Annotated in this window: 25 protein-coding genes and 7 tRNA genes; 26 read left to right on the top strand and 6 right to left on the bottom strand. The window is 52.0% G+C overall.

All coding sequences use genetic code 11. The annotated features are described in order from the left end of the window. Nucleotides 1–132 precede the first annotated feature (132 nt). The 25 genes from mnmG to BZG82_RS10840 all read left to right on the top strand — a co-directional run bounded on the left by mnmG (nucleotide 133) and on the right by BZG82_RS10840 (nucleotide 17,822). Nucleotides 133–2,022 carry a tRNA uridine-5-carboxymethylaminomethyl(34) synthesis enzyme MnmG gene (gene mnmG / locus BZG82_RS10960; protein WP_077479888.1) on the top strand — a complete coding sequence of 630 codons (1,890 nt, stop codon included), beginning with the start codon at nucleotides 133–135 and terminating at the stop codon, nucleotides 2,020–2,022. After that, nucleotides 2,023–2,649 (top strand): 16S rRNA (guanine(527)-N(7))-methyltransferase RsmG, encoded by a 627-nt coding sequence (gene rsmG / locus BZG82_RS10955; RefSeq protein WP_077479887.1) that lies wholly within the window; start codon nucleotides 2,023–2,025, stop codon nucleotides 2,647–2,649. It abuts the gene before it with no gap. A gap of 13 nt (nucleotides 2,650–2,662) precedes the next feature. Beyond that, nucleotides 2,663–3,460, top strand: a complete 798-nt coding sequence (locus BZG82_RS10950) for a ParA family protein (protein WP_069590720.1) — start codon at nucleotides 2,663–2,665, stop codon at nucleotides 3,458–3,460. Nucleotides 3,461–3,468: 8 nt separating this feature from the next. Continuing rightward, nucleotides 3,469–4,359, top strand: a complete 891-nt coding sequence (locus BZG82_RS10945; protein WP_069590718.1) for a ParB/RepB/Spo0J family partition protein — start codon at nucleotides 3,469–3,471, stop codon at nucleotides 4,357–4,359. A gap of 180 nt (nucleotides 4,360–4,539) precedes the next feature. Continuing rightward, on the top strand, nucleotides 4,540–4,929 hold the full coding sequence (locus tag BZG82_RS10940; RefSeq protein WP_069590716.1) for a F0F1 ATP synthase subunit I: 390 nt from the start codon (nucleotides 4,540–4,542) through the stop codon (nucleotides 4,927–4,929). An 8-nt stretch (nucleotides 4,930–4,937) separates the two neighbouring features. Further along, complete coding sequence (gene atpB / locus BZG82_RS10935) at nucleotides 4,938–5,726, top strand: F0F1 ATP synthase subunit A (protein WP_077479886.1); 789 nt, start codon at nucleotides 4,938–4,940, stop codon at nucleotides 5,724–5,726. Nucleotides 5,727–5,801: 75 nt separating this feature from the next. After that, nucleotides 5,802–6,053, top strand: coding sequence for a F0F1 ATP synthase subunit C (gene atpE / locus BZG82_RS10930; RefSeq protein ID WP_025672872.1), 252 nt, complete (start codon nucleotides 5,802–5,804; stop codon nucleotides 6,051–6,053). Nucleotides 6,054–6,105: 52 nt separating this feature from the next. Next, nucleotides 6,106–6,576 carry a F0F1 ATP synthase subunit B gene (gene atpF, locus BZG82_RS10925; protein WP_069590712.1) on the top strand — a complete coding sequence of 157 codons (471 nt, stop codon included), beginning with the start codon at nucleotides 6,106–6,108 and terminating at the stop codon, nucleotides 6,574–6,576. Between the two features lie 15 nt (nucleotides 6,577–6,591). After that, nucleotides 6,592–7,125, top strand: coding sequence for a F0F1 ATP synthase subunit delta (atpH, locus tag BZG82_RS10920; RefSeq protein ID WP_069590710.1), 534 nt, complete (start codon nucleotides 6,592–6,594; stop codon nucleotides 7,123–7,125). 16 nt (nucleotides 7,126–7,141) lie between these two features. Further along, a complete protein-coding gene (gene atpA, locus BZG82_RS10915; protein WP_069590709.1) occupies nucleotides 7,142–8,683 on the top strand; it encodes a F0F1 ATP synthase subunit alpha in 1,542 nt (513 codons plus the stop codon). Between the two features lie 46 nt (nucleotides 8,684–8,729). Further along, nucleotides 8,730–9,596: a F0F1 ATP synthase subunit gamma gene (gene atpG / locus BZG82_RS10910; protein WP_077663428.1), complete on the top strand. Its 867-nt coding sequence runs from the start codon at nucleotides 8,730–8,732 to the stop codon at nucleotides 9,594–9,596. Between the two features lie 36 nt (nucleotides 9,597–9,632). Further along, entirely contained in the window at nucleotides 9,633–11,036 is a 1,404-nt protein-coding gene (atpD, locus tag BZG82_RS10905) for a F0F1 ATP synthase subunit beta (protein WP_069590705.1), read from the top strand. A gap of 19 nt (nucleotides 11,037–11,055) precedes the next feature. Further along, nucleotides 11,056–11,478: a F0F1 ATP synthase subunit epsilon gene (locus BZG82_RS10900; RefSeq protein WP_077479883.1), complete on the top strand. Its 423-nt coding sequence runs from the start codon at nucleotides 11,056–11,058 to the stop codon at nucleotides 11,476–11,478. Between the two features lie 156 nt (nucleotides 11,479–11,634). Next, the gene (gene glmU, locus BZG82_RS10895; protein ID WP_077765839.1) at nucleotides 11,635–12,993 is read left to right on the top strand and encodes a bifunctional UDP-N-acetylglucosamine diphosphorylase/glucosamine-1-phosphate N-acetyltransferase GlmU; all 1,359 of its coding nucleotides are present in this window, start codon (nucleotides 11,635–11,637) and stop codon (nucleotides 12,991–12,993) included. A 119-nt stretch (nucleotides 12,994–13,112) separates the two neighbouring features. Next, nucleotides 13,113–13,187 (top strand) — tRNA-Gln (locus BZG82_RS10890). A 2-nt stretch (nucleotides 13,188–13,189) separates the two neighbouring features. Then, nucleotides 13,190–13,266: transfer RNA gene (locus tag BZG82_RS10885), tRNA-Arg, on the top strand. A 42-nt stretch (nucleotides 13,267–13,308) separates the two neighbouring features. Continuing rightward, a tRNA-Leu gene (locus BZG82_RS10880) sits at nucleotides 13,309–13,393 on the top strand. 39 nt (nucleotides 13,394–13,432) lie between these two features. Further along, nucleotides 13,433–13,507, top strand: a tRNA-Gln gene (locus BZG82_RS10875). A gap of 9 nt (nucleotides 13,508–13,516) precedes the next feature. Beyond that, nucleotides 13,517–13,593: transfer RNA gene (locus tag BZG82_RS10870), tRNA-Met, on the top strand. Between the two features lie 43 nt (nucleotides 13,594–13,636). Next, nucleotides 13,637–13,723, top strand: a tRNA-Leu gene (locus BZG82_RS10865). A gap of 45 nt (nucleotides 13,724–13,768) precedes the next feature. Next, a tRNA-Leu gene (locus tag BZG82_RS10860) sits at nucleotides 13,769–13,853 on the top strand. Between the two features lie 145 nt (nucleotides 13,854–13,998). Next, nucleotides 13,999–14,766: a DeoR/GlpR family DNA-binding transcription regulator gene (locus BZG82_RS10855; RefSeq protein ID WP_069590699.1), complete on the top strand. Its 768-nt coding sequence runs from the start codon at nucleotides 13,999–14,001 to the stop codon at nucleotides 14,764–14,766. A gap of 9 nt (nucleotides 14,767–14,775) precedes the next feature. Further along, nucleotides 14,776–16,614, top strand: a complete 1,839-nt coding sequence (gene glmS, locus BZG82_RS10850; RefSeq protein WP_077765838.1) for a glutamine--fructose-6-phosphate transaminase (isomerizing) — start codon at nucleotides 14,776–14,778, stop codon at nucleotides 16,612–16,614. Nucleotides 16,615–16,894: 280 nt separating this feature from the next. Further along, the gene (locus tag BZG82_RS10845) at nucleotides 16,895–17,266 is read left to right on the top strand and encodes a helix-turn-helix transcriptional regulator (protein WP_069588077.1); all 372 of its coding nucleotides are present in this window, start codon (nucleotides 16,895–16,897) and stop codon (nucleotides 17,264–17,266) included. A gap of 187 nt (nucleotides 17,267–17,453) precedes the next feature. Beyond that, nucleotides 17,454–17,822, top strand: a complete 369-nt coding sequence (locus BZG82_RS10840) for a helix-turn-helix domain-containing protein (RefSeq protein ID WP_077663469.1) — start codon at nucleotides 17,454–17,456, stop codon at nucleotides 17,820–17,822. A 50-nt stretch (nucleotides 17,823–17,872) separates the two neighbouring features. On the opposite strand, the gene ilvA is transcribed toward BZG82_RS10840, so the two are convergent. The 5 genes from ilvA to ilvG are packed head-to-tail and all read right to left on the bottom strand — an operon-like array spanning nucleotide 17,873 to nucleotide 24,149. Then, complete coding sequence (ilvA, locus tag BZG82_RS10835; RefSeq protein ID WP_077678304.1) at nucleotides 17,873–19,426, bottom strand: threonine ammonia-lyase, biosynthetic; 1,554 nt, start codon at nucleotides 19,424–19,426, stop codon at nucleotides 17,873–17,875. A 2-nt stretch (nucleotides 19,427–19,428) separates the two neighbouring features. Next, a complete protein-coding gene (gene ilvD / locus BZG82_RS10830; protein WP_077663471.1) occupies nucleotides 19,429–21,270 on the bottom strand; it encodes a dihydroxy-acid dehydratase in 1,842 nt (613 codons plus the stop codon). Between the two features lie 19 nt (nucleotides 21,271–21,289). Further along, entirely contained in the window at nucleotides 21,290–22,231 is a 942-nt protein-coding gene (gene ilvE, locus BZG82_RS10825) for a branched-chain-amino-acid transaminase (RefSeq protein WP_069588071.1), read from the bottom strand. A 14-nt stretch (nucleotides 22,232–22,245) separates the two neighbouring features. Then, the gene (gene ilvM / locus BZG82_RS10820; protein WP_069588069.1) at nucleotides 22,246–22,503 is read right to left on the bottom strand and encodes an acetolactate synthase 2 small subunit; all 258 of its coding nucleotides are present in this window, start codon (nucleotides 22,501–22,503) and stop codon (nucleotides 22,246–22,248) included. After that, nucleotides 22,503–24,149: an acetolactate synthase 2 catalytic subunit gene (gene ilvG / locus BZG82_RS10815; protein ID WP_077765837.1), complete on the bottom strand. Its 1,647-nt coding sequence runs from the start codon at nucleotides 24,147–24,149 to the stop codon at nucleotides 22,503–22,505. The genes ilvM and ilvG overlap by 1 nt, the downstream gene beginning before the upstream one ends. Nucleotides 24,150–24,632: 483 nt before the next feature. On the opposite strand from ilvG, the gene BZG82_RS10810 reads away from it, so the two are divergent. After that, nucleotides 24,633–26,156: a YifB family Mg chelatase-like AAA ATPase gene (locus BZG82_RS10810; RefSeq protein WP_077765836.1), complete on the top strand. Its 1,524-nt coding sequence runs from the start codon at nucleotides 24,633–24,635 to the stop codon at nucleotides 26,154–26,156. Here BZG82_RS10810 and BZG82_RS10805 read toward each other — a convergent pair whose 3' ends face one another. Continuing rightward, nucleotides 26,157–26,858, bottom strand: a complete 702-nt coding sequence (locus BZG82_RS10805) for a thiol:disulfide interchange protein DsbA/DsbL (RefSeq protein ID WP_232112144.1) — start codon at nucleotides 26,856–26,858, stop codon at nucleotides 26,157–26,159.

The raw sequence follows: 26,858 nt of genomic DNA, 5'->3' as shown, positions 1-26,858 counted from the left end.
TATTTATATATAGCTAACGCCCAGAGACGATCTTGATCAAGGTTTGGTTCACTGTTGGCAGAAAAAGCGCTAGAATGTCGCCCCTTTTGCTTAGTTCATGCTCACACACTTACCCAGGTTGAGGCTTTAATCATGTTTTACCAGGATCACTTTGACGTCATCGTTGTTGGTGGTGGCCATGCTGGTACCGAAGCGGCACTTGCCGCAGCACGGATGAACCAAAAAACGCTGTTATTGACCCATAACATTGATACGTTGGGTCAAATGTCGTGCAACCCAGCGATCGGTGGGATCGGGAAAGGACACCTGGTAAAAGAGATCGATGCGTTAGGCGGTGCGATGGCGCAAGCCATTGATAAAGGTGGGATCCAATTTCGAATCCTCAATGCGTCGAAAGGTCCAGCGGTACGCGCGACACGTGCTCAAGCAGACCGTGCACTGTACAAGGCAGCCATTCGTCATACTCTTGAAAACACGCCAAATTTGTCACTGTTCCAACAAGCCGTGGTGGATTTGATCGTCGACCAAGATCGTGTCACTGGCGTCGAGACCGAAATGGGGCTCAAATTCAGTGCCACTACCGTGGTCTTGACCGTGGGAACTTTCCTTGGCGGTAAAATCCATATTGGACTGGATAACTATGCCGGCGGTCGTGCTGGGGATCCACCGTCAAACAAACTCGCGGATCGCTTACGTGCCTTGCCATTTCGGGTGGATCGCCTAAAAACCGGCACTCCCCCGCGGATCGATGCCCGCTCGGTCGATTTTAGTGTGATGCAAACCCAACATGGTGATACTCCATGTCCGGTGTTTTCATTTTTAGGCGATGTGTCTGAGCACCCACAACAAGTTCCGTGCTACATCACCTATACCAATGAAAAAACCCATGATGTGATTCGCGCTAATCTTGATCGCAGCCCGATGTATGCTGGGGTGATTGAAGGTATTGGCCCACGTTATTGCCCGTCGATCGAAGACAAGGTGATGCGTTTTGCGGACAAAGACAAACACCAAATTTTCGTCGAGCCGGAAGGGTTGACCAGCACTGAGCTGTATCCAAATGGGATATCCACCAGCTTGCCGTTTGATGTGCAAATGGGGATCATCCACTCGATCAAAGGGTTCGAGAATGCGCGCGTGATCCGCCCAGGCTATGCGATTGAGTATGACTTCTTCGATCCGCGCGATCTCAAGCACACCCTGGAAACCAAATTTATCCACGGTTTGTTCTTTGCTGGACAAATCAATGGCACCACCGGCTATGAAGAAGCTGCAGCACAAGGGTTGTTGGCCGGTTGTAATGCCGCGTTACAAGCACAAGGCAAAGAAGGATGGAGCCCACGTCGCGATCAAGCTTATATGGGCGTGTTGATTGACGACTTGTCCACCATGGGCACCCAAGAGCCTTACCGGATGTTTACCTCGCGCGCCGAGTACCGTTTGCTGTTGCGTGAAGATAACGCCGATATGCGCTTAACCGAAAAAGGGCGAGAGCTGGGACTAGTAGACGATGTGCGCTGGGCTCGCTTCAACCAAAAAATGGAAAACATGGAGCAAGAGCGTCAGCGTCTGCGTAGTACTTGGATTCATCCTCACTCAGACGATGTCCATGCGCTTAATGCCATGCTAAAAACACCGCTGACGCGTGAAGCAAACGGAGAAGATTTACTCCGTCGCCCAGAGCTACGCTATGAAAATATCGTCTCGTTGCCGACCTTTGGTCCGGCGCATGACGATGTTCAAGCTAGCGAGCAAGTTGAGATCCAAGTGAAATACGCCGGCTATATTGAACGTCAGCAAGACGAGATCGAAAAGTCTCAGCGCCATGAAAATACAGTGATCCCATTTGATCTTGATTACATGCAGATCAAAGGCCTTTCAAACGAAGTACGTGGCAAGCTACAAGACGCGCGTCCGGAAACGATCGGTAAAGCATCGCGTATCTCAGGTGTCACGCCGGCGGCTATTTCGATTTTGCTGGTGCATTTGAAAAAGCACGGCATGCTCAAAAAAGGAGCCTAAATGCAACAGCAACTTCAACAAGGGCTGGCGAAAGCCGGCCTTGCGCTTTCTCCGTCGCAACAACAGCAGCTGCTTGATTATGTAGGCTTGCTCGACAAGTGGAACAAAGCCTATAACTTAACCTCGGTTCGTCGCCCAGAAGACATGGTGGTGAAACATATCCTTGATAGCTTGGTAGTATCACCACACTTGGAAGGTGAACGCTTTATCGATGTCGGGACAGGACCAGGTTTGCCCGGGATCCCTTTGGCCATCGCCAACCCAGATAAACAGTTCACCTTGCTCGACAGCTTAGGTAAGCGGATTCGTTTTATTCGCCAAGTGCTGCACGAGCTTGGCATCGACAATGTCACGCCGGTACAAAGCCGTGTCGAAGCGTTTATCCCTGAAACCGGGTTTGATGGTGTGCTAAGTCGCGCGTTTGCGTCGATGAATGACATGGTGAGTTGGTGCCATCACCTCCCTCATGCGCGGGGGCTGTTTTACGCTTTGAAAGGACAGGTGGACCAACAGGAGCTAGATGCCCTGCCGACTGATTGTTCTGTGACCGATATCAAAGCTTTGAAGGTGCCGGGATTGGAAGGGGCGCGTCATCTAGTAATCTTGAGAGCAAAGATTAACGAGTAGAGGTCATAGGCACGTGGGTAAAGTTATCGCGGTAGCAAACCAAAAAGGCGGTGTGGGTAAAACCACCACGAGTGTCAACTTAGCGGCATCGCTGGCAGCCACTAATCGCAAGGTGCTACTTATCGACCTTGACCCACAAGGGAACGCGACCATGGCCAGTGGTGTGGATAAATACGATGTCCATGCCACCGCCTACGATCTACTGGTTGAAGAAGCCCCGTTTGAACAAGTTGTGGTCAGCGATACGTCCGGTGGCTATGACCTGATTGCGGCGAACGGTGATGTCACTGCCGCAGAAATCAAGCTGATGGAAGTATTTGCCCGTGAAGTGCGCCTACGCACCATGCTTGAGCCTGTGGTTGCACGCTACGATTACATTTTTATCGACTGTCCCCCGTCTTTGAACCTCCTTACCATCAATGCGATGACCGCAGCAAACTCGGTACTCGTCCCCATGCAATGTGAATATTTTGCGTTGGAAGGGCTCACTGCATTGATGGATACCATCAGTAAACTGGCTAGCGTCGTGAACGCCGACCTTCATGTTGAAGGTGTATTGCGCACCATGTACGACCCAAGAAACCGATTAGCGACCGAAGTATCGGATCAGATCAAAAAACACTTCGGTGATAAGGTGTATCGTACTGTGATTCCCCGCAATGTGCGGCTCGCGGAAGCGCCAAGTCATGGCCGACCCGCCATGTACTATGACAAGTTATCCAGTGGTGCCAAAGCCTACCTAGCCCTTGCGGGTGAAATTCTGCGTCGAGAAGAGCAATCACGCGCTTCTGCCGACGCTGTCAATGCCTGAGGAACACAATGAATTCAGCGAAACGCGGTCTTGGAAAGGGCCTGGATGCCTTATTGGCGACCAGTGCACAAGCTCAGTCTCGTTATACATCCGAACCTGAATCCACCGATGCGAGCAATAGTGAATTGCAGCAATTATCCGTATCGGCGTTGGTGCCGGGTCTGTACCAGCCACGCCAAGATATGGCGGAAGAGGCGCTGGAAGAGTTAACCGAATCCATTCGCGCTCAAGGTATTATTCAGCCCCTCGTGGTTCGCCACGCAGAAAACGGGCAGTACGAAATTATTGCTGGCGAACGTCGCTGGCGAGCAGCAAAGCAAGCCGGTTTAGCCAAAGTGCCCTGCTTGGTCCGTGAGATGAGTGACAAAGTCGCCAGTGCGGTGGCGTTGATTGAAAATATCCAACGCGAAAACTTGAACGCGATGGAAGAAGCTCAAGCGCTCGAACGCTTGGTCAATGACTTCTCACTCACCCACCAGCAACTGGCTGAATCGCTCGGTAAATCTCGCACCACCATCAGCAATTTATTGCGCTTGAATGGGTTAGAGTCTGGGGTAAAACAACTGCTGCTTAACAAACAACTCGAGATGGGCCACGCACGTGCCCTGCTGGCGTTGGAAGGAGACGCGCAAATTGATGCGGCACTGACTGCCGTCAACAAAAAAATGACCGTCCGCCAGATAGAGAAACTGGTGAAAAAAATGCTTTCACCGCAAGTTGAAGCGAAAAGGCCAGAATTATCACCTGAAGTAGAGGCACTGCAGCAGCGCCTCGGCGACAAGCTTGGGGTGAAAGTGGCATTAACACAACAGAAAAATGGTAGTGGTAAATTGGTGATCAATTTCGAAGAATCTGACAAGTTAGCGCAAATTCTTGCAATTTTCGACGAAGAAGTGTGACCCGTGCCATTCGCTTTTTGTTACATAAAAGCGCTTACTGTGATCAGGTTACTCTGTTGTAAAATTTTCCCCGCTTTTTTACATCGATGCGATTGCATTAGCTGGGGTGAAACGTATAATTTTCGCTGTTTTCCCAGCACGGCAACAGTGCTAAGTGGAACGGAATCGAGGAACAAATACATGGTATCGACGCTCGCGCGGCCGGGTCGTGTTATCGCGACAAAATTGGTGCTTTTGCAAGCTGGCGTCGTATTAGCAACGGCAAGCGTGATGGCACTCGCTATCAATGTCGACTGGGGAAAATCCGCGCTGATCGGCGGCGGCATCTTTGTGATTGCCAATGCTGCATTTGCGTCGTGTGCTTTCCTTTTTAGTGGGGCAAGAGCTGCAAAATTTGTAGTCGCGTCCTTCTTCAGCGGTGAAGTGTTAAAAATTTCACTGACCGTCGTCCTGTTTGTCCTTGCTTACCTGTATATCGAGGTGGAACTCGTTCCCCTCAAACTGGCCTATTTGCTGGCATTAGGGATTAACATCCTCGCGCCAGTTTTATTCATTAACAACAACAAATAGGATGAGTTATGGCTGCGTCAGGTGATGCGCTTACACCGTCTAGCTACATCACTCACCACCTGACTAATTTGTCAGTGGGTGAAGGATTTTGGGCGGTTCACATTGATAGCCTGTTTTTCTCTGTCCTCATCGGTATCGTCTTCCTAGGCATCTTCCGATCGGTGGCAAAGAAAGCATCGACAGGTGTCCCAGGTAAGTTTCAGTGCTTCGTCGAGATTTTGGTTGAGTTCGTTGATGATAACGTTCGCGAAACCTTCCACGGACGAAATCCACTGATTGCACCTTTGGCCCTGACTATCTTCGTTTGGATATTCCTGATGAATACGATGGACTTAATCCCCATCGATTTTCTACCGTATCCAGCGGAACATTGGTTAGGCATTCCTTACTTGAAAGTAGTGCCAACTGCAGACGTAAATATCACCCTTGCGATGGCGCTGGGCGTGTTCTTCTTGATGATTTTCTACAGCATCAAGATTAAGGGCCTAGGCGGCTTTGCAAAAGAGCTGGCTCTGCACCCGTTCAATCACCCTATCATGATCCCGTTCAACCTCCTGTTGGAAGTCGTCTCGCTGCTGGCGAAACCGATTTCTCTTGGGATGCGTCTGTTCGGTAACATGTTTGCCGGTGAGGTGGTATTTATTCTTATCGCGGCATTGCTGCCGTGGTGGGCGCAATGGCTGGGTTCTGTGCCGTGGGCAATCTTCCACATTCTAGTCATTACAATTCAAGCCTTTGTCTTTATGATGTTGACCATCGTGTATCTCTCGCAGGCACACGAAGACTCAGATCATTGATGACATTTTTTAGTTAGTAAGCAATTTGTTAGTCATTATTGGCGTTTACGCCGACAACGAAAACTGGAGATAGTGATGGAAACTTTATTGAGCTTTTCTGCAATTGCCGTGGGCATCATTGTAGGTCTTGCTTCCCTAGGTACTGCGATTGGTTTCGCCCTGCTGGGTGGTAAATTCCTTGAAGGTGCAGCACGTCAACCTGAGATGGCTCCTATGCTGCAAGTGAAGATGTTCATCATCGCGGGTCTTCTGGACGCCGTACCAATGATCGGTATCGTAATCGCACTGCTGTTCACTTTCGCGAACCCATTTGTAGGTCAACTGTAATCTGGCTAGTAGCTGAACAGACCCTTTAGCTAATGATTAAGGAGGCGCTGTTGTGAATATCAACGCAACTCTGCTAGGCCAGGCAATCGCATTCACAATCTTTGTGTGGTTCTGCATGAAATATGTATGGCCACCATTGATGCAAGCGATTGAGGAGCGTCAGAAGAAAATTGCTGACGGACTCGCGGCGGCAGATCGTGCTGCCAAAGACCTGGATTTGGCCCAGGCAAATGCTTCTGAGCAAATGAAAGAAGCGAAGCGCGCTGCAACTGACATCATCGAGCAGGCGAACAAACGCAAAGCACAAATCCTCGACGAGGCGCGTGCTGAAGCGGCTGCTGAGCGCGACAATATCCTGAATCAGGGTAAAGCCGAGTTGGAAGCAGAGCGTAACCGTGCTCGCGATGAGCTGCGTAAGCAAGTTGCATCGCTCGCTGTTATTGGTGCCGAGAAAATTATTGAGCGTTCTATTGATGAGAATGCCCATAAAGATCTTCTCGATAAAATCACTGCAGAACTGTAATAAGGAGGGGCAGCAATGTCTGAACTGACAACAATCGCTCGCCCCTACGCGAAAGCAGCCTTTGATTTTGCGGTAGAAAAAGGCGAGCTGTCCCAATGGGCAGAAATGCTCGCCTTTACTGCTGAGATCGCCCGTGATGAGCGCGTCCAACATATGCTGGACGCCTCTTATTCCGCTGACAAGTTAGCGGAATTATTTATCGCAGTTGGTGGCGATCAGCTCAACACGTTCGGCCAGAACCTGATTAAGGTAATGGCAGAGAACCAGCGCCTAAAAGCCCTGCCTGAGGTTTGTGAACAGTTCCTGGCCATGCGCCGCGATCTGGAAAAAGAAGCGGAAGTCCAAGTGATTTCAGCGACGGCTCTTTCCGAAGAGCAACAACAAGCCATCAGTGACAAGCTCGCCGCGCGTCTTGAGCGCAAAGTAAAGCTGAACTGTAGTGTAGACGAAGCCCTGGTTGCCGGGGTTGTTATTCGAGCTGGAGACTTGGTCATCGATAACTCAGTAAGCGGCCGTATGCGCCGTCTGAGCGATGCATTGCAGTCTTGATTTGGGGAATTGGAGCATGCAACTTAATTCCACGGAAATAAGCGATCTGATCAAGCAGCGTATCGAGAAATTCGACGTTGTAAGTGAAGCGCGTAACGAAGGTACCATCGTGTCAGTCAGCGACGGTATCATTCGCATCCACGGCCTTGCTGATGCTATGCAAGGTGAAATGATTGAACTGCCTGGCAACCGCTATGCACTTGCATTGAACCTTGAGCGTGACTCAGTGGGTGCGGTTGTGATGGGTCCTTATGCGGACCTGCAAGAAGGCATGAAAGTGACCGGTACAGGTCGCATTCTTGAAGTCCCGACTGGCCCTGAACTTCTGGGTCGCGTTGTGAATACGCTGGGTGAGCCGATCGACGGTAAAGGTCCGATCGAAACCAAAACCACTTCGCCAGTCGAAGTGATTGCCCCTGGTGTTATCGCACGTCAATCGGTCGATCAACCTGTTCAAACCGGCTATAAAGCGGTTGACTCGATGATCCCAATCGGCCGTGGTCAGCGTGAGCTGATCATCGGTGACCGCCAAACCGGTAAAACCGCGCTGGCGATCGATGCCATCATCAACCAGAAAGATTCTGGTATTTACTCTATCTACGTTGCGATCGGCCAAAAAGCGTCGACCATTGCGAACGTAGTGCGCAAACTGGAAGAGCATGACGCACTGAAAAACACCATTGTGGTGGTGGCTTCAGCGTCTGAAGCAGCAGCATTGCAATACCTCGCGCCTTACGCGGGTTGTGCAATGGGTGAGTACTTCCGTGACCGCGGTGAAGATGCTCTGATTGTTTACGATGACCTGTCTAAGCAGGCTGTTGCATATCGTCAGATCTCGCTGCTGCTACGTCGTCCACCAGGCCGTGAAGCTTTCCCAGGTGACGTTTTCTACTTGCACTCACGTCTTCTAGAACGTGCGGCACGTGTTAATGCGCACTATGTTGAGCAGTTCACTAAGGGTGAAGTGAAAGGAAAAACCGGTTCGTTGACCGCACTCCCTATCATTGAAACCCAAGCCGGTGACGTATCTGCATTCGTACCGACCAACGTTATCTCGATCACTGATGGTCAGATCTTCCTGCAAACTGAGCTGTTTAACGCAGGTATCCGTCCAGCGGTTGACCCAGGTATTTCGGTATCGCGTGTTGGTGGTTCTGCGCAAACCAAGATCATGAAAAAACTGTCTGGTGGTATTCGTACCGCGCTTGCACAGTATCGTGAACTTGCGGCGTTCGCTCAGTTCTCTTCCGATCTGGATGACGCTACTAAGAAGCAATTGGACCACGGTCAGAAAGTGACCGAGCTGATGAAGCAGATGCAATATGCACCTATGTCTGTGTTTGAGCAGGCGCTGGTGATTTTCGCTGCGGAAAAAGGCTTCCTAGCAGACGTTGAGTTGAACAAAATCGGTGATTTTGAGCGCTCTCTGCTGGCCTTTGCTAAGAGTCAGTACGCTGACCTAGCGGCTCAGATCGATGAGTCTGGTGCTTATAACGATGAAGTTGAAGCACAGCTGAAAAAGCTGTTGGAAGATTTCAAAGCGACCCAGACTTGGTAAAACGTAGGTGACCACTCAGGTGGTCACCCACTAACGGAGAGTAACTATGGCCGGCGCAAAAGAGATTCGTAATAAGATCGGAAGTGTGAAAAACACACAGAAGATCACTAAAGCGATGGAAATGGTGGCAGCCTCCAAAATGCGTAAAACGCAAGAAGCCATGGAGTCGTCACGTCCATACGCTGTCACTATGCGCAAAGTGATCGGTCATCTTGCACTGGGTAACTTGGAGTACCGCCATCCTTATTTGGAAGAGCGGGAAGCCAAGCGCGTTGGTTACATCATCATTTCTACAGACCGTGGGCTGTGTGGTGGCTTGAACATCAATATGTTCAAAAGCGCTATCAGTGACATGGAAAGCTGGACCCAAAAAGGGGCTGAGATTGATTTAGCCTTAGTGGGCGCTAAAGCGACAGCTTTCTTCAACAGCTACGGCGGTAATGTAGTGGCGCAAGTGTCTGGTCTGGGTGATACCCCAGCACTGGAAGACCTCATCGGTACCGTTGGGGTGATGCTGAAAAAATATGATGAAGGTGAGCTGGACCGCTTGTACTTGGTTTTCAATAAGTTTGAGAACACCATGGTGCAGACCCCAGTGATCGATCAATTGCTGCCTTTGCCAAAGTCAGACGACGAGGAAATGCAGCGCAGCCATGCTTGGGATTATATCTATGAGCCTGAGCCAAAGCCGTTGCTCGATACCCTATTGGTCCGTTATGCGGAATCACAGGTGTATCAAGGTGTGGTTGAGAACCTCGCCAGTGAGCAAGCGGCACGTATGGTGGCGATGAAAGCTGCGACTGATAATGCAGGGAATCTGATTGATGATCTGCAATTGGTCTACAACAAAGCCCGTCAGGCTGCGATCACCCAAGAGCTGTCAGAAATTGTTTCTGGCGCAAGCGCGGTGTAAAGGCAAGGGTTAACGAACTAGTTTAGAGGAATAACGATGGCTACAGGTAAGATCGTTCAGATCATCGGTGCGGTAGTCGACGTAGAGTTTCCACAAGACGCAGTACCTCAGGTATATGATGCGTTGAATGTGAAACGTGAAGGCGAGCGTCTGGTGCTGGAAGTTCAGCAGCAGCTAGGTGGTGGCGTAGTCCGTGCCATTGCTATGGGCTCATCTGATGGTCTACGTCGTGGAATCGAAGTAGAAAATACAGGTAAATCAATCGAAGTCCCTGTGGGTGAAGAAACCCTCGGCCGTATCGTCAACGTGCTGGGTGATGCGATTGATGAGCGTGGCGATATCGGTGAGAAAGAGCGTTACTCTATCCACCGTGAAGCGCCAAGCTACGAAGAACAGTCAAGCGCGACTGAGCTTTTGGAAACGGGTGTAAAGGTTATCGACCTTATCTGTCCGTTTGCGAAAGGCGGTAAAATCGGTCTGTTTGGTGGTGCGGGTGTCGGTAAGACCGTTAACATGATGGAGCTTATCAACAACATCGCACTGCAACACTCAGGTCTGTCTGTATTCGCTGGTGTAGGTGAGCGTACTCGTGAGGGTAACGACTTCTACTACGAGATGCAGGAAGCGGGTGTTGTAAACATTGAGAAGCCCGAAGAGTCAAAAGTGGCCATGGTATATGGTCAGATGAACGAGCCACCAGGTAACCGCCTGCGTGTTGCACTGACCGGTTTGACCATGGCGGAAAAATTCCGTGATGACGGCCGTGACGTACTGCTGTTCATCGATAACATCTATCGTTATACCCTTGCCGGTACTGAAGTATCCGCCCTGTTGGGTCGTATGCCATCGGCAGTAGGTTACCAGCCAACACTGGCTGAAGAGATGGGTGTGCTGCAAGAGCGTATTACCTCAACCCGTACCGGTTCTATCACCTCGGTACAGGCGGTTTACGTGCCTGCGGATGACTTGACTGACCCGTCACCAGCAACCACGTTTGCTCACTTGGATGCAACCGTTGTTCTGTCACGTAACATCGCGTCTATGGGTATGTACCCAGCGATCGACCCATTGGACTCAACATCGCGTATGTTGGACCCATTGGTGGTTGGTCAGGACCACTATGATGTGGCACGTGGCGTACAGTCTGTGCTTCAGCGCTATAAAGAGCTGAAAGACATCATTGCCATCCTGGGTATGGACGAGTTGTCTGAAGACGACAAACTGACCGTTGCACGTGCACGTAAGATTGAGCGCTTCTTGACTCAGCCTTACCACGTTGCAGAAGTCTTCACCGGCCAACCAGGTGTCTATGTTTCGCTGAAAGATACCATTGCAAGCTTCAAAGGCCTGCTCAGTGGTGAGTACGACGATATCCCAGAACAGGCATTCCTGTACTGCGGTAACATCGACGAAGTGCTCGAAAAAGCGAAAAACCTGTAAGGCTTGAGTAGGAGGCGATATGGCAGCGATAACCTTCCATCTGGATGTGGTCAGCGCAGAGCGACAATTGTTCTCTGGCCGTGCCGAGCACATTCAGGTGACCGGTAGCGAAGGTGAACTGGGTATTCACGCAGGACACACACCGCTGCTGACCGCTATCACGCCTGGTATGGTTCGCATCGTCAAACTAGGCGGTAGCGAAGAGATTATTTATCTTTCTGGCGGTACCCTTGAAGTACAGCCTGGCACAGTGACTGTGTTGGCTGATACGGCAATTCGGGGTGAAGAGCTAGACCAAGCCAAGGCAGAAGAAGCGAAGCGCCGCGCTGAGGAGCGAATCCATAATCAGCACGGTGACATCGACTTTGCTCAGGCGGCCAGTGACCTGGCTAAGGCGATTGCGAAGCTTCGAGTGATCGAGCTGACCAAGCATAAGCGTTAATCAGGCGCTCACGGTGAAATAAAAGCGACGCGTTGGCGTCGCTTTTTTATTGCCTGTACGAGTGTACTTTTTCGGCGGCGATTCGCTCGCAAGCCAAAACGCGTTACACTAAGCGCAATATCATAGACAACTCATCTCTCTTATCACGGAAAGACTATGCAATACAGTGCAGTAATTCTTGCGGCCGGAAAAGGCACGCGTATGTATTCTAATACCCCCAAAGTGCTTCATACTCTCGCCGGTAAACCTATGGTGAAACATGTGATTGACACTTGCCAAGGGCTAGGCGCCGCGTCGATTCATCTGGTTTATGGTCATGGTGGCGATACCATGAAGCAGGTGCTTGCTGATAGCGATGTGAACTGGTGTTTGCAAGCAGAGCAATTGGGGACTGGTCATGCGGTACAGCAGGCGGCGCCGCATTTTCGTGATGATGAGCAGGTTTTGGTGCTGTATGGCGACGTGCCTTTGATTTCAGAGCAAACCTTAACCCGTTTGCTTGAAGGACAGCCTGAAGGCGGGATTGGTCTATTAACGGTGCATCAAAACGATCCGACCGGTTATGGCCGTATTGTGCGTGAAAACGGGGAAGTGGTCGCGATTGTTGAGCAAAAAGATGCCACTGATAGCCAGCTTGCCATCACTGAAATCAATACCGGTGTGCTGGTGGCGACTGGACGTGACTTGCGTCACTGGTTATCGCAGCTTGATAACAATAACGCGCAAGGTGAGTTTTATCTCACCGATGTGATTGCGCTGGCCCATCAACAAGGCCGTACGATTCAAGCTGTGCACCCTGTGAATGCGATTGAAGTTGAAGGGGTCAATAATCGCCTGCAACTTTCACGCCTTGAGCGGGAATATCAAAAAATGCAGGCTGAACAGTTATTGCTTAGTGGCGTGATGCTCATCGACCCTACGCGCTTTGATTTGCGTGGCCAACTGCAATGTGGGCTGGATGTCACCATTGACGCCAACGTGATTATCGAAGGCAATGTCACCTTAGGGGATAACGTGACCATCGGTGCTGGCAGTGTGCTGATTGATTGTGAGATTGATGACAATACTTTAGTGCGCCCGTACAGCGTCATTGAAGGGGCCAGCGTTGGTGAAGAGTGCACAGTCGGTCCGTTTACGCGGTTGCGTCCGGGGGCCGAACTAGCTCGCGATGCGCATGTCGGTAACTTTGTGGAAATGAAAAAGTCTCGCTTAGGGGAAGGGTCGAAAGCCAACCACTTGACTTATCTGGGTGATACAGAGGTGGGACGCGGCGTGAATATTGGTGCTGGGGTGATCACCTGCAATTACGATGGCGCCAATAAACATAAAACCGTGATTAAAGACAATGCCTTTATCGGCTCAGACTCTCAGCTGGTGGCACCTGTGGTGATTGGCGAAGGGGTGACCGTCGGAGCCGGTAGTACCATCAGCAAAGATGTCTCCGATGGTCAACTTATCATCACTCGCGCTAAACCAAGGACAATTGAGGCTTGGCAACGGCCGAAAAAACAGTAAAATCACTGTCTGTTGAGCGCGTATCAACGGCTTTTTCACGCAAGCGGCTAAAACTTGCGCGGTTGGTAAAATCAGGTGTTGACTCCCGATAAAAACCAGCCTAGTATACGCGCCTCAGTTGGGGTATCGCCAAGCGGTAAGGCAACGGGTTTTGATCCCGTCATTCCCAGGTTCGAATCCTGGTACCCCAGCCAACGCGTCCGTAGCTCAGCTGGATAGAGTACCTGGCTACGAACCAGGCGGTCGGAGGTTCGAATCCTCCCGGACGCGCCATCTTTCTTCAACTACCATGAAGTGAGATGAACAACTTGGAATGCGGAAGTGGCGGAATTGGTAGACGCACCAGATTTAGGTTCTGGCGCCGCAAGGTGTGAGAGTTCAAGTCTCTCCTTCCGCACCATTATTTGAAAGCATGTGGCGTAAAGCGGCATGACTAAGTTGGGGTATCGCCAAGCGGTAAGGCAACGGGTTTTGATCCCGTCATTCCCAGGTTCGAATCCTGGTACCCCAGCCACTTTAGGTTGGCTACGTAGCTCAGTTGGTTAGAGCACATCACTCATAATGATGGGGTCACAGGTTCGAATCCCGTCGTAGCCACCATTCTTTTCGATTTGTCGCCAAAAGCGGTAAATCACACCGGTTTGCGGCGGTGGCGGAATTGGTAGACGCGCTAGCTTCAGGTGCTAGTGTCCGAAAGGACGTGAGGGTTCAAGTCCCTCCCCCCGCACCAAGAAAATTGGTACTCAGCCCGCCCGCTGAGTTATCATAAAAATATGCGGAAGTGGCGGAATTGGTAGACGCACCAGATTTAGGTTCTGGCGCCGCAAGGTGTGAGAGTTCAAGTCTCTCCTTCCGCACCATCTTAGAAGCCCATCAGCTGTTGCTGGCGGGCTTTTTTGTTATTTCTTGTTTATCCGCTTATTTCTCGTCACTTTTTGTGTTCTTTTCTTGATCTTTGATGTGTTTTCACTACCATAAGTTTCGAAACGAAAGTTGGTAGGTTACATGTCGAAACGAAACACGCAACAGCGTCGTCATACCATCGTTACCTTGCTTACCGAGCAGGGCAGCGTCAGCGTTGACGAACTCTCTCAACGCTTTGAAACGTCAGAAGTGACTATCCGTAAGGATCTTGCCGAGCTAGAAAAAAATGGCCTGTTGCTGCGCCGTTATGGCGGAGCGGTGCCTGTGCCGCAAGAAATGGTCTCGGAACAAGCCGTCAAAGTTTCGAAACAAAAGCAAAGCATCGCCGATGCCGCCGCTGCGCGCATTCGGGACCACAACCGTATTGTGGTCGACAGTGGCACGACCACCGCCGCTTTGATCCCTTTATTGGATAAAAAGCGTGGCCTAGTGGTGATGACTAACTCACTCCAGGTGGCCAATGCCATTCGTGAACTCGAACACGAGCCAACGCTGCTGATGACGGGCGGCACTTGGGATACCCATTCTGAATCGTTTCAAGGCCAAGTGGCAGAACAAACCTTACGTGCGTACGACTTTGACCAGCTTTTTGTGGGCGCTGACGGCATTGATGTGGCGCGCGGGACGACCACCTTTAACGAGATGACGGGCCTGACTCGGGTGATGGCGGAAGTCGCGCGAGAGGTGGTGGTGATGATCGAGTCTGAAAAAATTGGCCGTCGGATCCCTAACTTGGAGCTTGCGTGGTCCAGTATCGACACCTTGATCACTGATAATGCGTTGGATGAAGACACTCGGCGCGCGATAGAACAAACCGGCACAGACGTTATCTGTGTAGACAATGTATAAGGACTCACTATGTGTGGAATTGTAGGCGCTGTGGCGCAGCGTGATGTGGCAGAAATTCTGGTTGAAGGCTTACGTCGCTTAGAATATCGCGGATACGACTCAGCAGGGGTCGCCATCACCGATACAACAAGCGGGCAGATGACGCGTTTACGCCGACTGGGTAAAGTAGCGGCGCTTGCGGACGCAGTGGCTGACGCCAACCCTGCGGGAGGCACAGGGATTGCGCACACGCGCTGGGCTACGCACGGTGAGCCAAGCGAAGCCAATGCGCACCCACACATGTCAGGCGATGATATTGCCATTGTGCATAACGGCATTATCGAAAATCACCACAGCTTGCGCGAACAATTGCAAACGCGTGGTTATCAATTCCACTCCCAAACTGATACCGAAGTGATTGCTCACCTCGTTGATTGGGAGCGTCGTCAATGTGGTGATCTCCTCGCCGCTTTCCAGCGCACTGTCAGTCAGCTTGAAGGCGCGTATGGCACTGTGGTGATGGACAAAAACCAACCTGAGCGTTTGATTGCGGCTCGTTCAGGCAGCCCGTTGGTGATTGGCCTGGGTGTGGGAGAAAACTTTCTCGCCTCTGATCAGCTAGCGCTGCTCAATGTTACCCGTCGCTTTATCTACCTTGAAGAAGGCGATGTGGCAGATATTAGTCGTCGTGAAGTGGTGATTTACAACCAAGAAGGTACGCCTGTTGAGCGAGAGGTGCATGAAGCAAGCGCCCAGTACGACGCGGCGGACAAAGGCCAATATCGCCATTACATGCAAAAAGAGATTTACGAGCAACCGACTGCGCTTACCAATACCATGGAAGGGCGTTTGGGCAACGATCATGTGATTGTGGATGCGATTGGTAACGGTGCTAGCGATATTCTTGCTAAAGCGCAGCATATTCAAATCATTGCCTGTGGTACCTCCTATAATGCGGGCATGGTGGCGCGTTATTGGTTTGAATCGCTGGCAGGGATAAGCTGTGATGTGGAAATCGCGTCAGAGTTTCGCTATCGCCAGTTTGTCACCCGTCCGAACAGTGTACTGATCACCTTATCGCAGTCTGGTGAGACCGCAGATACGCTAGCAGCGCTGCGTTTGGCCAAAGAGCGTGGCTATATGGCCACCATGACCATCTGCAACGTGGCGGGCTCCTCGTTGGTACGTGAATCCGATCTGGCCTTTATGACGCGCGCGGGCGCAGAAATCGGTGTCGCATCGACCAAAGCCTTCACCACCCAGCTTTCTGCCCTGCTGATGCTGGTCACTGCACTGGGTAAAATGCAGGGCACCATCGGATACGAAAAAGAGCGTGAGATTGTCGATGCCTTGCATCATCTGCCTTCAAGTATCGAGCAAGCCCTGACCTTTGATAAAGCCATTGAGCAACTGGCGGAAGACTTTGCTGACAAGCATCACTCACTGTTCTTAGGGCGTGGTGAGTTTTATCCGATTGCTGTAGAAGCTGCGCTAAAGCTAAAAGAAATCTCTTACATTCACGCTGAGGCTTATGCCGCTGGTGAGCTAAAGCACGGCCCACTGGCGCTGATTGATGCCGACATGCCAGTGATTGTGATTGCACCGAACAATGAGCTGTTGGAAAAGCTTAAATCCAATATCGAAGAAGTCCGTGCTCGTGGTGGTCAACTGTATGTGTTTGCCGATCAAGATGCCGGCTTTACACCAGAAGAGGGGATGAACATCATCGCCATGCCACACGTGGATGACATCATTGCTCCTGTGTTCTACACCATCCCGATGCAGCAATTGTCGTATCATGTGGCCTTGATTAAAGGCACGGACGTCGACCAACCTCGTAACCTTGCGAAAGCCGTTACTGTAGAGTAAGCCTGCCTAACATTCACCACGCTCTGACTAGGAGCGTGGTTGATCTTTTATCAATTACTGCCGTTTTGCTACAAAAATGCGATCTGCAGTGACACATTTTGCAAAATGCAAATCATTTTGCACTCAATCTCAGACATCCCGCCTGAAAATACAAACAGAACGCCATTCTATACCATAAGTTTATGATTTTTATTGCTTTTAATCCTGCCTAATAACTTGGCCTGCATTGTGCATAGTCGATGGACAAGTACCAACATTGATAAGTTGTAGAGAGGAAGCAATGATTGACTCTAAAAACCAAGTCGCTAAGCGCATCAAAGAAGCCCGTGAGTGGAAAGGGATCACTCAAGTAAAAATGGCCAAGCTACTCAATGTCGCACGCCAAACTTACTTGGATATCGAAAACGGTAAAACCGAACCGCGTGTGCGCATGTTGTCGAACATCGCTGAGCTGACTGAGCGCCCATTAGTTTGGTTTGTGTATGGCGATGAAGACGTCGAGATGCACGATGTGCAGTACAAGCAAGATGTAAACCGCTTGTTGGAGCACTTCTCTCGGTTACCGCATGAAGCACGTACGGCGATCTTGAACCAGAGCGTGAACATGGCCTCATTCTTGGTGAACTATTCTAAGGCCGCACAGCGTGCCTAAAGGCCTGCCTGCCTGATTAGATATGCGGGTAAGTGCCTGCTTACTGAGGTAGGCATCAGCAGCGTAGCATCACACTATCGATGACAACGCCCATGATAGGCCCGCCGAGCCATGCATAATGCAAGGTCGGTGATGTGACGGGAGCCGATGTTTAAACGGCCCGGGTAACAGAGATGAGGCATGGACCATGGTGATTTCGACAGCGCGCATGGCGCAACGGATCCGTGAAGCACGGGAATTCAGTAAAATAACCCAAGTAGACATGGCGAAGCGTTTGAATGTGGCGCGCCAAACCTACTTGGATGTGGAGTCGGGAAAGACCGATCCTAAGATTCTCGCGCTCATCACGATTGCAGAGATCACTGGTCGCCCATTTAATTGGTTTATTTATGGTGAAACAGACGAGCGAGATATTGCCTTCTCTCACCGCGATGATTTAGCGGCATTGACCAGTCTGTTAAGCCAGTTACCTCAAGTGGCGCGCCAAACGGTGATGGATAATGCCTTATCGATTGCCGAGTATCTGGTATCACTCTCGCCAGATAAGCGCGCTTAACCTCTGTTATCGGCCCGGCATCCCCTGTCGGGCCTTTTTGTATTATTCGCTTAACGGCGAGAGAGAAAGAAGCGATAGGCTGGATTAGCCGTTTCGTCCTTCCACGCATAACCCAGTTCACGCAAATGGGCGGTAAACGCGAGTAAGTCCTGCTCGCCAAGTTCAAATCCACACAGCACACGGCCATAATCTGAACCATGGTTGCGGTAGTTGAATAAGCTAATGTTCCAGTGGGTGCCCAAGGTTTGCAAAAAGTGCAGTAATGCCCCGGGGTATTCCGGAAACTCAAAGCTATACAGGCGCTCGTTAAGCGGCACAGATGGTCGCCCACCAATCATGTAGCGTACGTGTACCTTGGCCATCTCATCGTCAGATAAGTCCTCGACCGGATAACCGGCTTGGCGCAAATCATGCAAAATACTGTCGAGCTCTTCTTGCCCGCCCAGTAAACGTACCCCAACAAAAATATTGGCCAATTGGTCGTCGCCATAGCGATAGTTAAATTCGGTAACCGCGCGGCCACCGAGAATATCGCAAAACTGCAAAAATGCACCGGTTTGCTCAGGGATGGTCACCGCCAGTAGGCCTTCACGTTTCTCCCCCAGTTCAGCACGCTCAGACACGTAGCGTAGTGAGTGGAAGTTGGTATTGGCGCCTGACAGTACCGCTCCCAATTGCTTGTTTTGTAGTTGGTGCTTGTCGACATAATGCTTGAGACCGGCGAGTGCTAAGGCACCTGACGGTTCAGAGATAGCGCGCGTGTCTTCGAAAATATCTTGTACGGCAGCACAAATCGCATCACTTGAGACGGTAATACTGTCGTCCAAGTATTGCTGACACAGTCGAAATGATTCGTCACCAATCCGTTTAACCGCCACCCCATCGGCAAAAGTTCCCACCCGCTCTAAGGTGACGGGAAAGCCTGCATCCAAGGCGGCACGCAGACACGCGGAGTCTTCCGCCTCCACTCCGATTACCTTGATATTTGGCATAAGCTGCTTGATAAGCACCGCCACACCGGCAGCAATACCACCGCCGCCGACCGGGACAAAAATGTAATCAAGGTGGCTGTTTTGTTGCACCAGCTCTAGCCCGATCGTGCCTTGTCCGGCAATGACCTGCGGATGATCAAAAGGGGGCACAAAGGTATAGCCGTGTTGGTCGGCCAGCGCTTGTGCTTTGCTTTTCGCTTCATCAAAGTTATTGCCGTGTAGGACCACATTCCCCCCAAAGCCTTTAACGGCTTCAACTTTGATGGCGGGAGTGGTGCGGGGCATGACAATGGTGGCTTTGATACCCAGTTTACTGCCGGACAGGGCGACACCTTGGGCGTGGTTACCCGCTGATGCAGCGATCACCCCCGCTTTTTTCTGCGCCTCTGTCAGCTGCGCCATCATGTTATGCGCGCCGCGTAGCTTAAATGAGTGTACGGGCTGCCGGTCTTCACGTTTGAGCTGAACCTGATTACCTAAGCGTTCAGAGAGCCGCTTCATGGCCTGAAGTGGCGAGACAGTCGCCACTTCATAGACAGGCGCACGTAAAATATTCCTTAAGTAATCCGGGCCATCCATGGGGTGTTCGGGTGACGTTTGCGCCTGTTGCATGGTTATTCCTCCAACTTACTGCGATCGCGCACTGCACCCTTATCGGCACTGGTGGCGAGACTGGCATACGCTTTTAGCGCATAGGAGACTTGGCGTTGGCGGTCTTTAGGCTTCCAACCGCGAGCGTTCACCTCAGCACGGCGGGTGGCGAGGGTGGCTTCATCCACCAGCAGGCTGATTTCGCGGCTAGGAATATCGATACGAATCCGATCGCCATCTTCGACTAAGGCGATGGTGCCGCCATTGGCTGCTTCGGGCGAAACATGGCCGATGGACAGCCCAGATGTCCCCCCAGAGAAACGACCGTCGGTGAGCAGGGCACAGGATTTACCCAATCCCATCGATTTTAAGTAGGTGGTCGGATACAGCATTTCTTGCATACCTGGGCCACCTTTCGGGCCTTCATAGCGGATCACCACCACATCACCCGCTTTCACTTTGCCACCTAAAATGGCATCTACCGCGCTGTCTTGGCTTTCAAACACCACCGCGGGGCCTTCAAAGGTCAGTATGCTTTCATCCACCCCTGCGGTTTTGACGATGCAGCCGTTCAAGGCGATGTTGCCTTGTAGCACGGCAAGTCCGCCATCTTGACTAAAGGCGTATTCATGGGCACGAATACACCCGGATTGGCGATCATCATCCAGGGTGTCCCAACGGCAACGTTGTGAGAACGCTTGGGTGGTGCGGATGCCTGCGGGGCCGGCGCGATAAAAAGACTTCACGTCCTCATCATCGGTTTGCATGATGTCATACCGAGCGAGTTGCTCCTCGAGGCTCATCCCCAGCACGGTTTGTTGTTTGACATTGAGCAGGTTCGCGCGCTGTAGCTCCCCAAGAATGCCCATCACACCCCCAGCACGGTGTACATCTTCCATATGATATTGCTGGGTTGACGGCGCGACTTTGCAAAGGTGAGGTACTTGGCGAGACATGCGGTCGATGTCATCCATATCAAAATCAATTTCGCCTTCTTGCGCGGCGGCCAGTAGGTGTAACACCGTATTGGTGGACCCACCCATAGCAATATCCAGCGCCATAGCATTTTCAAATGAGGCACGGTTCGCGATATTGCGTGGCAAGATGCTGTCATCGTCCTGCTCGTAGTAGCGTTTGGTCAGACCCACAATGCGTTTGCCGGCGTTGATGAACAATTGCTCTCGGTCGGCATGGGTGGCGAGCATGGAACCATTACCCGGCTGGCTCAGCCCCAGCGCTTCGGTCAAACAGTTCATCGAGTTGGCGGTAAACATACCAGAGCACGAGCCACAGGTTGGGCAGGCGGAGCGTTCGATTTGCTCGCTTTGCTCATCGGAGACGTCCGGATTGGCGCCTTGCATCATGGCATCGACCAAATCGAGCTTGAGGATTTGATCGGACAGTTTGGTTTTGCCCGCTTCCATCGGGCCGCCCGACACAAAGATCACCGGGATATTCAGGCGCATAGCGGCCATCAGCATGCCCGGAGTGATCTTGTCGCAGTTGGAAATACACACCATGGCGTCGGCACAGTGCGCGTTGACCATGTACTCCACGGAATCGGCAATGATCTCGCGAGAGGGCAACGAGTAGAGCATGCCGCCGTGACCCATAGCGATACCGTCATCGACCGCGATGGTATTGAACTCTTTGGCGATACCGCCGGCTTGCTCGATTTCTTTCGCCACCAGCTGGCCCATGTCTTTGAGATGGACATGACCGGGAACAAACTGGGTAAAGGAGTTCACCACGGCAATAATGGGTTTGCCAAAGTCGTCATCTTTGACGCCAGTGGCGCGCCATAACGCGCGCGCCCCTGCCATGTTGCGACCGTGGGTGGTAGTAGCGGAACGATAGGTTGGCATAATTACGGCTCCTTTGCCTTTATTCGCTGTGCTGAGGGTTAACGGGGTCAAGCCAGCCCCATTTGTCGTCGGTGGTGCCATCAAACAAGCCGAAAAAGGCTTGTTGTAACGCGGCGGTGATCGGGCCTCGTTGGCCTTCGCCGACCGTGATCTGATCGACGCTGCGTACGGGAACAATCTCGGCCGCGGTGCCAGTCATAAACACCTCATCGGCCAGATAAAGCGCTTCGCGTGCAATTGGCTCTTCGCGCACGGTGTAGCCCTGTTCTTTTGCAAGGGTGATGATCGAATCACGGGTGATCCCAGGCAAAATCGCGCTGGTGGCGGGTGGTGTACTGATCACGCCATTTTTGATCACAAAGAGGTTTTCCCCCGCGCCTTCGGATAAAAAGCCGCGTACGTCCAGAGCAATCCCTTCGGCGTAACCATGGCGGCGAGCTTCGCCTCCTACCAGTAGGGAGGATAAATAGTTTCCGCCAGCTTTAGCGGCGGTGGGGATGGTGTTTGGGGCGGCGCGGTTCCAGCTTGAGATCATCGCATCCACGCCTTGGGCCAGTGCATCTTCACCGAGGTAGCTGCCCCAACTGAACGCGGCAATGATGACATCCATTTCTGTATCTACAGGCGGACAAACGCCTAAACCCACGTTACCCACAAAGCCTAACGGACGGATATACGCCGAGCGCAGTTGATTAACACGCAGGGTTTCGCGGCACCCTTCCATTAGGGCATCGACACTAAAGGGGATCGGGAAGCGGTAGATTTTGGCTGAGTCTTTTAAGCGCTGCATATGCTCACGATGGCGAAAGACCACCGGGCCGTTTGGGGTGTCGTAACAACGGATCCCCTCAAAGACGGAGGTACCATAATGCATCGCGTGAGTCAGTACGTGCACAGTGGCATCCTGCCAAGCGATCATTTCACCGTTAGACCAAATGTAATCAGCGGTATTTGTCGACATGTTATTTTCCTTTTTTATGCGCGTAGGGAATGTGATTGGGTTGAGGGTGTGAGTACCTCAACCACGTCCCATAGCTTAGTCAGTTGTGGTCGCAAGGTCTCGATCGCGCGTTGGCTTTCGACGGTCACGTCAAAGATTACCTCGCCCGCCGCTGTGGGCATGGAGACATTGAGCTGACGCACGGTAAAACCACGGTGACGGATCACGCGCAAGATGCGCTCCAATAATTCTGGACTGTGGGTAGCATGAATCGAAAATTGGTGTTGTGTCATCAGCTTTGCTCCATCATTTGTTGGTTGGCCGCACCGGGTGGCACCAGCGGCCAAACATTTTCCATTTCATCGATAGCAACGTGTAGCAAGTAAGGACCGGGATGGCCCATCATCATGGTCAGCCCAGCATGTATTTCTTCTTTGCAGCGGATACTGTGTCCCGGTATGTCAAAGGCGCGCGCTAAGGTGAGAAAATCAGGGTTGTCAGATAAATTGGTCTCGCTGTAGCGCTGATCAAAAAAGAGCTGTTGCCACTGGCGCACCATGCCTAAGCGTTGATTGTCGAGCAGGATGATTTTCACGCCGATGCCTCGGCGTTTTAAGGTACCAAGCTCTTGGATATTCATCATAAATGAGCCATCACCGGTCACCAGCACCACCTCATTGTGGGGGCGAGCGATCTTCGCACCCATCGCGGCGGGCAAACCAAACCCCATGGTGCCAAGTCCTGCCGAGGTCAATAGGTTTTCGGGCTCGCTAGGCGTCACATGCTGGGCGACCCACATTTGATGCTGACCGACATCGGTGGCGATCACGGTTTGTTCCGGCATGCTGTCTGATAAGGTTTTCAGTAGCGCGGGCGCATAAATGGCATCGCCGGGATGGTCGTAACGCCATGCATGCTGCTGTTGCCAGTGGTGTACTTGCTCTTGCCATGCCGGTGAGGTGTGGGGCGTGGCGAGCTTGGGTAAGACGGTATTCAGCTCAGCGCAAACCGGCGCTTGTGCGCGGCGCAGCTTGTTTAATTCTGCGGCATCAATATCCACATGCACTACCTTTGCGTGAGGAGCAAAGGTATCGAGCTTCCCGGTGACGCGATCATCAAAACGGGCCCCGACGGCAATCAACAAATCACATTGTTGTACCGCAAGGTTGGCGGCTTTGGTGCCGTGCATACCCAACATGCCTAAATAGTGCGGGTAGTCTTTGTTGACGGTGCCTAGCCCTTTAAGGGTGCTGACAACGGGCATTTGACTGCGAGTAAGATAGTCACGAAGCGCCGCCGTTGCTTTGCCTAACACCACGCCACCACCGACATACAGCATAGGGCGCTCGCTTTTTTGGATCAGCGCATTGGCATGTTCGAGCGCGACAGCATCTAGAGGGATGCCAGTGGGCGCAGGCACTGAGGCTTCTCGGGGCGCAGGGATCAGCGCTTGTTGTACGTCTTTAGCAATATCGACTAACACAGGCCCCGGGCGGCCTGATTGTGCCACGACGAACGCCTTTTCGAGCGTGGCGGTAAGGTCTGCGGGGTCTGTGACCAAAAAGCTATGTTTGGTACAGGCCAAAGACAAACCTAAGACATCAATTTCTTGGAAAGCATCCGTGCCGATTAATGGGCTGGCCACTTGGCCTGTGATGGCGACCACTGGGACGGAGTCCATCATGGCATCAGCCAATCCGGTGATCAGATTCGTCGCGCCGGGGCCAGAGGTCGCTAGGCATACGCCGGGACGCCCGCTAGCACGAGCATAACCGATGGCGGCCATGGCAGCGCCTTGTTCATGGCGACATAAAATGTGTTCGACGCCGCCGTCGTATAGCGCATCATAGACTGGCATGATGGCGCCACCCGGATAACCAAATACCGTCTCAACGCCTTGCTTACGTAAGGCTTCCACAACCCATTGTGCACCTGTCATCGTCGCCCCTCCCCGAATGAACGGGGAGGGCAGGTGTGCGAATAGTCAGTGTCTGCGCTCTCCATTTTTGCTGCTTCCGTTTTTGTGTGGCTTGACCACATGAATGAAAAAAGCCCCCGAACCTGGTTGGGTGCGGGGGCTTGGTTGCGATGTTTGCTGCTGTGTTTCGCGTACCTACACCCCTCGCGGTAGAATGACCACGATAAGGCGAATAATGAGGACGGTAGCGAAGTTTGGCATTTGTCTGTCTTTTCTTGTCGTTAGTCGCCCATTTTTGGGCGTTTTGTTAATTATGTTTTTGTTTGCGCCTGCTTGTTACAGGTCAGTCATGAACTCGATCTAGCGCCGAGTCTCATGTTTAATTGTTGTGCATTTGTAGTGGTATCACAGACATCACTCGCATGACAAGAAAAAATTACTCTGAATCACAAATTCTCTCGTCACCATAAGCGCAAGGTTTCATAGTAATAGCAGGATAGAGTCATGGCGCTAGCGATTGTGCATAGCCGAGCGTGTGTCGGGGTAGAGGCTCCCAATGTGACGGTTGAAGTCCATATTTCCAATGGATTGCCAGGGTTTGCGCTGGTGGGGTTACCGGAAACCACGGTTAAAGAAGCGCGCGATCGGGTCAGAAGTGCCATTGTGACCTCCAATTTTGAATTCCCATCACGGCGTATTACTGTCAATTTAGCACCGGCGGATTTACCGAAAGAAGGTGGGCGTTTTGATTTGCCTATCGCGCTTGGCATTTTGGTCGCCTCAGGGCAAATTCCAGCGAAACGGCTGCATGAATTTGAGTTTCTCGGTGAGCTGGCGTTATCCGGGCAGTTGCGTCCCGTCAAAGGGGCATTACCGGCGGCGCTTGCCAGTCAAAAAGCGCAGCGAGCGCTCGTGGTCCCTGATGATAACGCTAGCCAAGTGGCGTTGGTGGACAGCGAGCGCCATGTGTCAGCGCCCGATTTAATCGCAGTGTGTCAGCACTTAGCTGGCCAACAGAGCTTGCAGCTTAACGCGACACCACATGATGATACGACGCCGGCGCCAACTCGCTGCTTACGTGACATCATCGGCCAGCAGCAAGGCAAACGCGCGCTAGAAATCGCCGCCAGTGGTTCACATAATCTGCTTTTTGTTGGCCCGCCCGGAACGGGAAAAACCATGTTAGCGTCGCGTTTGTGCGACTTGCTTCCTCCCATGAACGACGAAGAAGCATTAGCCTCCGCCGCGGTCACGTCATTAACCCAGCAACCTTTGCATGAGGGAAACTGGCGCCAGCGACCGTTTCGAAGTCCTCATCACTCTAGCTCTATGGCGGCACTGGTCGGGGGCGGAACGGTCCCGCGTCCCGGGGAGATCTCATTGTCGCACCAAGGGGTGCTGTTTTTGGATGAAATGCCAGAGTTTGAGCGTCGTGTGCTTGATGCGCTCCGCGAGCCGCTGGAGTCGGGTGAAATTATTATCTCACGTGCTAACGGTAAAACCCGTTTCCCCGCGCGTTTTCAGTTGATTGGCGCATTAAACCCGAGCCCGACAGGCCATCATGAGGGCGAGTTGGCGCGCTCTAATCCACAGCAAGTATTGCGCTATTTGGCGCGTTTATCTGGCCCTTTGCTGGATAGGTTTGATATGTCGATTGAGATCCCGGCACTGCCGCGCGGGATGTTATCGAGCGGCGGCGACCGCGGTGAATCAACCGCAAAGGTGCGGGCGAGAGTTGCGTGTGCCCGTGCGCGTATGTTGGCGAGGCAAGGGAAAGTGAATGCGTTACTCAGCAATCGCGAAATGGAGGAATATTGTCGGCTTGCGCAGGTGGATGCTGCGTTTCTCGAGCAGGCATTGCATCGATTAGGACTATCGGTACGGGCATACCATAGGATCATTAAAGTGGCGAGGACGATTGCCGATCTGGCCGAAGCGGAGGCGATAAGCCGCCCTCATCTTGCCGAGGCCTTGGGATATCGGGCGATGGATGGCTTACTTCGCCATCTCAACGCCCAAGTCAGTTGATTACTTCTGGCTTAACAGGAAGTTAATCAGCTGGAAGTACTCTTCCGGGGTTTCGACGGTTTTCGGTGTCACGTGATATTTACCGTTCACGATCACCGCAGGCACGCCGCGTAGGCCGGCTTTTTCAAAAGATTGATCAAATCGTTTGGCCATCGAGTTGGCGGCAAAGCTGTTGTAAGCCGAATCGAACTCTTTGCCATCGACGCCGTTGTCGACAAACATTTGGCGAACGTCATCTAGCGACTTGGGCGCATTTTGGGCCACATGAATACGGTCAAAAATCACCGGGATCATGGTGTCTTCAACGTTTAAGACCACGGCGGTTGCATAGGCGCGTGTGACCACTTCACCCATGTTGCCGCCCATGAAAGAAACGTGATTTTTTACCACTTTGGCATTGTCTGGCACTTGTTGCTTCAACTGCTGCACCAGTGGCTCAAATTGGAAGCAGTGCGGACAATAAAACGAGAAGAACTCGGTTACCGTTGGGGTGTCGGTCGCTGCGGTATCTAGGATTTGATAATCCTCGCCCGCTTTGAAGCGGCCGGGTTTGGCGGCGGGGACGTCGATCGCTTCTGCTGGCTCAGTTTGGGTTTGAGTTTGCGTCGTGGCCTGTTGGCTTGTCGACTCGACGGTTTCAGGCTCAGAGCAGGCCGCAAGGCCGAGTACGAGCAAGATAGGAAGCAGTTTTTTCAGCATCAT

This window comes from Salinivibrio sp. PR5 (assembly GCF_001996085.1).
GTDB lineage: Bacteria > Pseudomonadota > Gammaproteobacteria > Enterobacterales > Vibrionaceae > Salinivibrio > Salinivibrio proteolyticus.
This window is presented reverse-complemented; position numbering and strand designations above follow the sequence as displayed.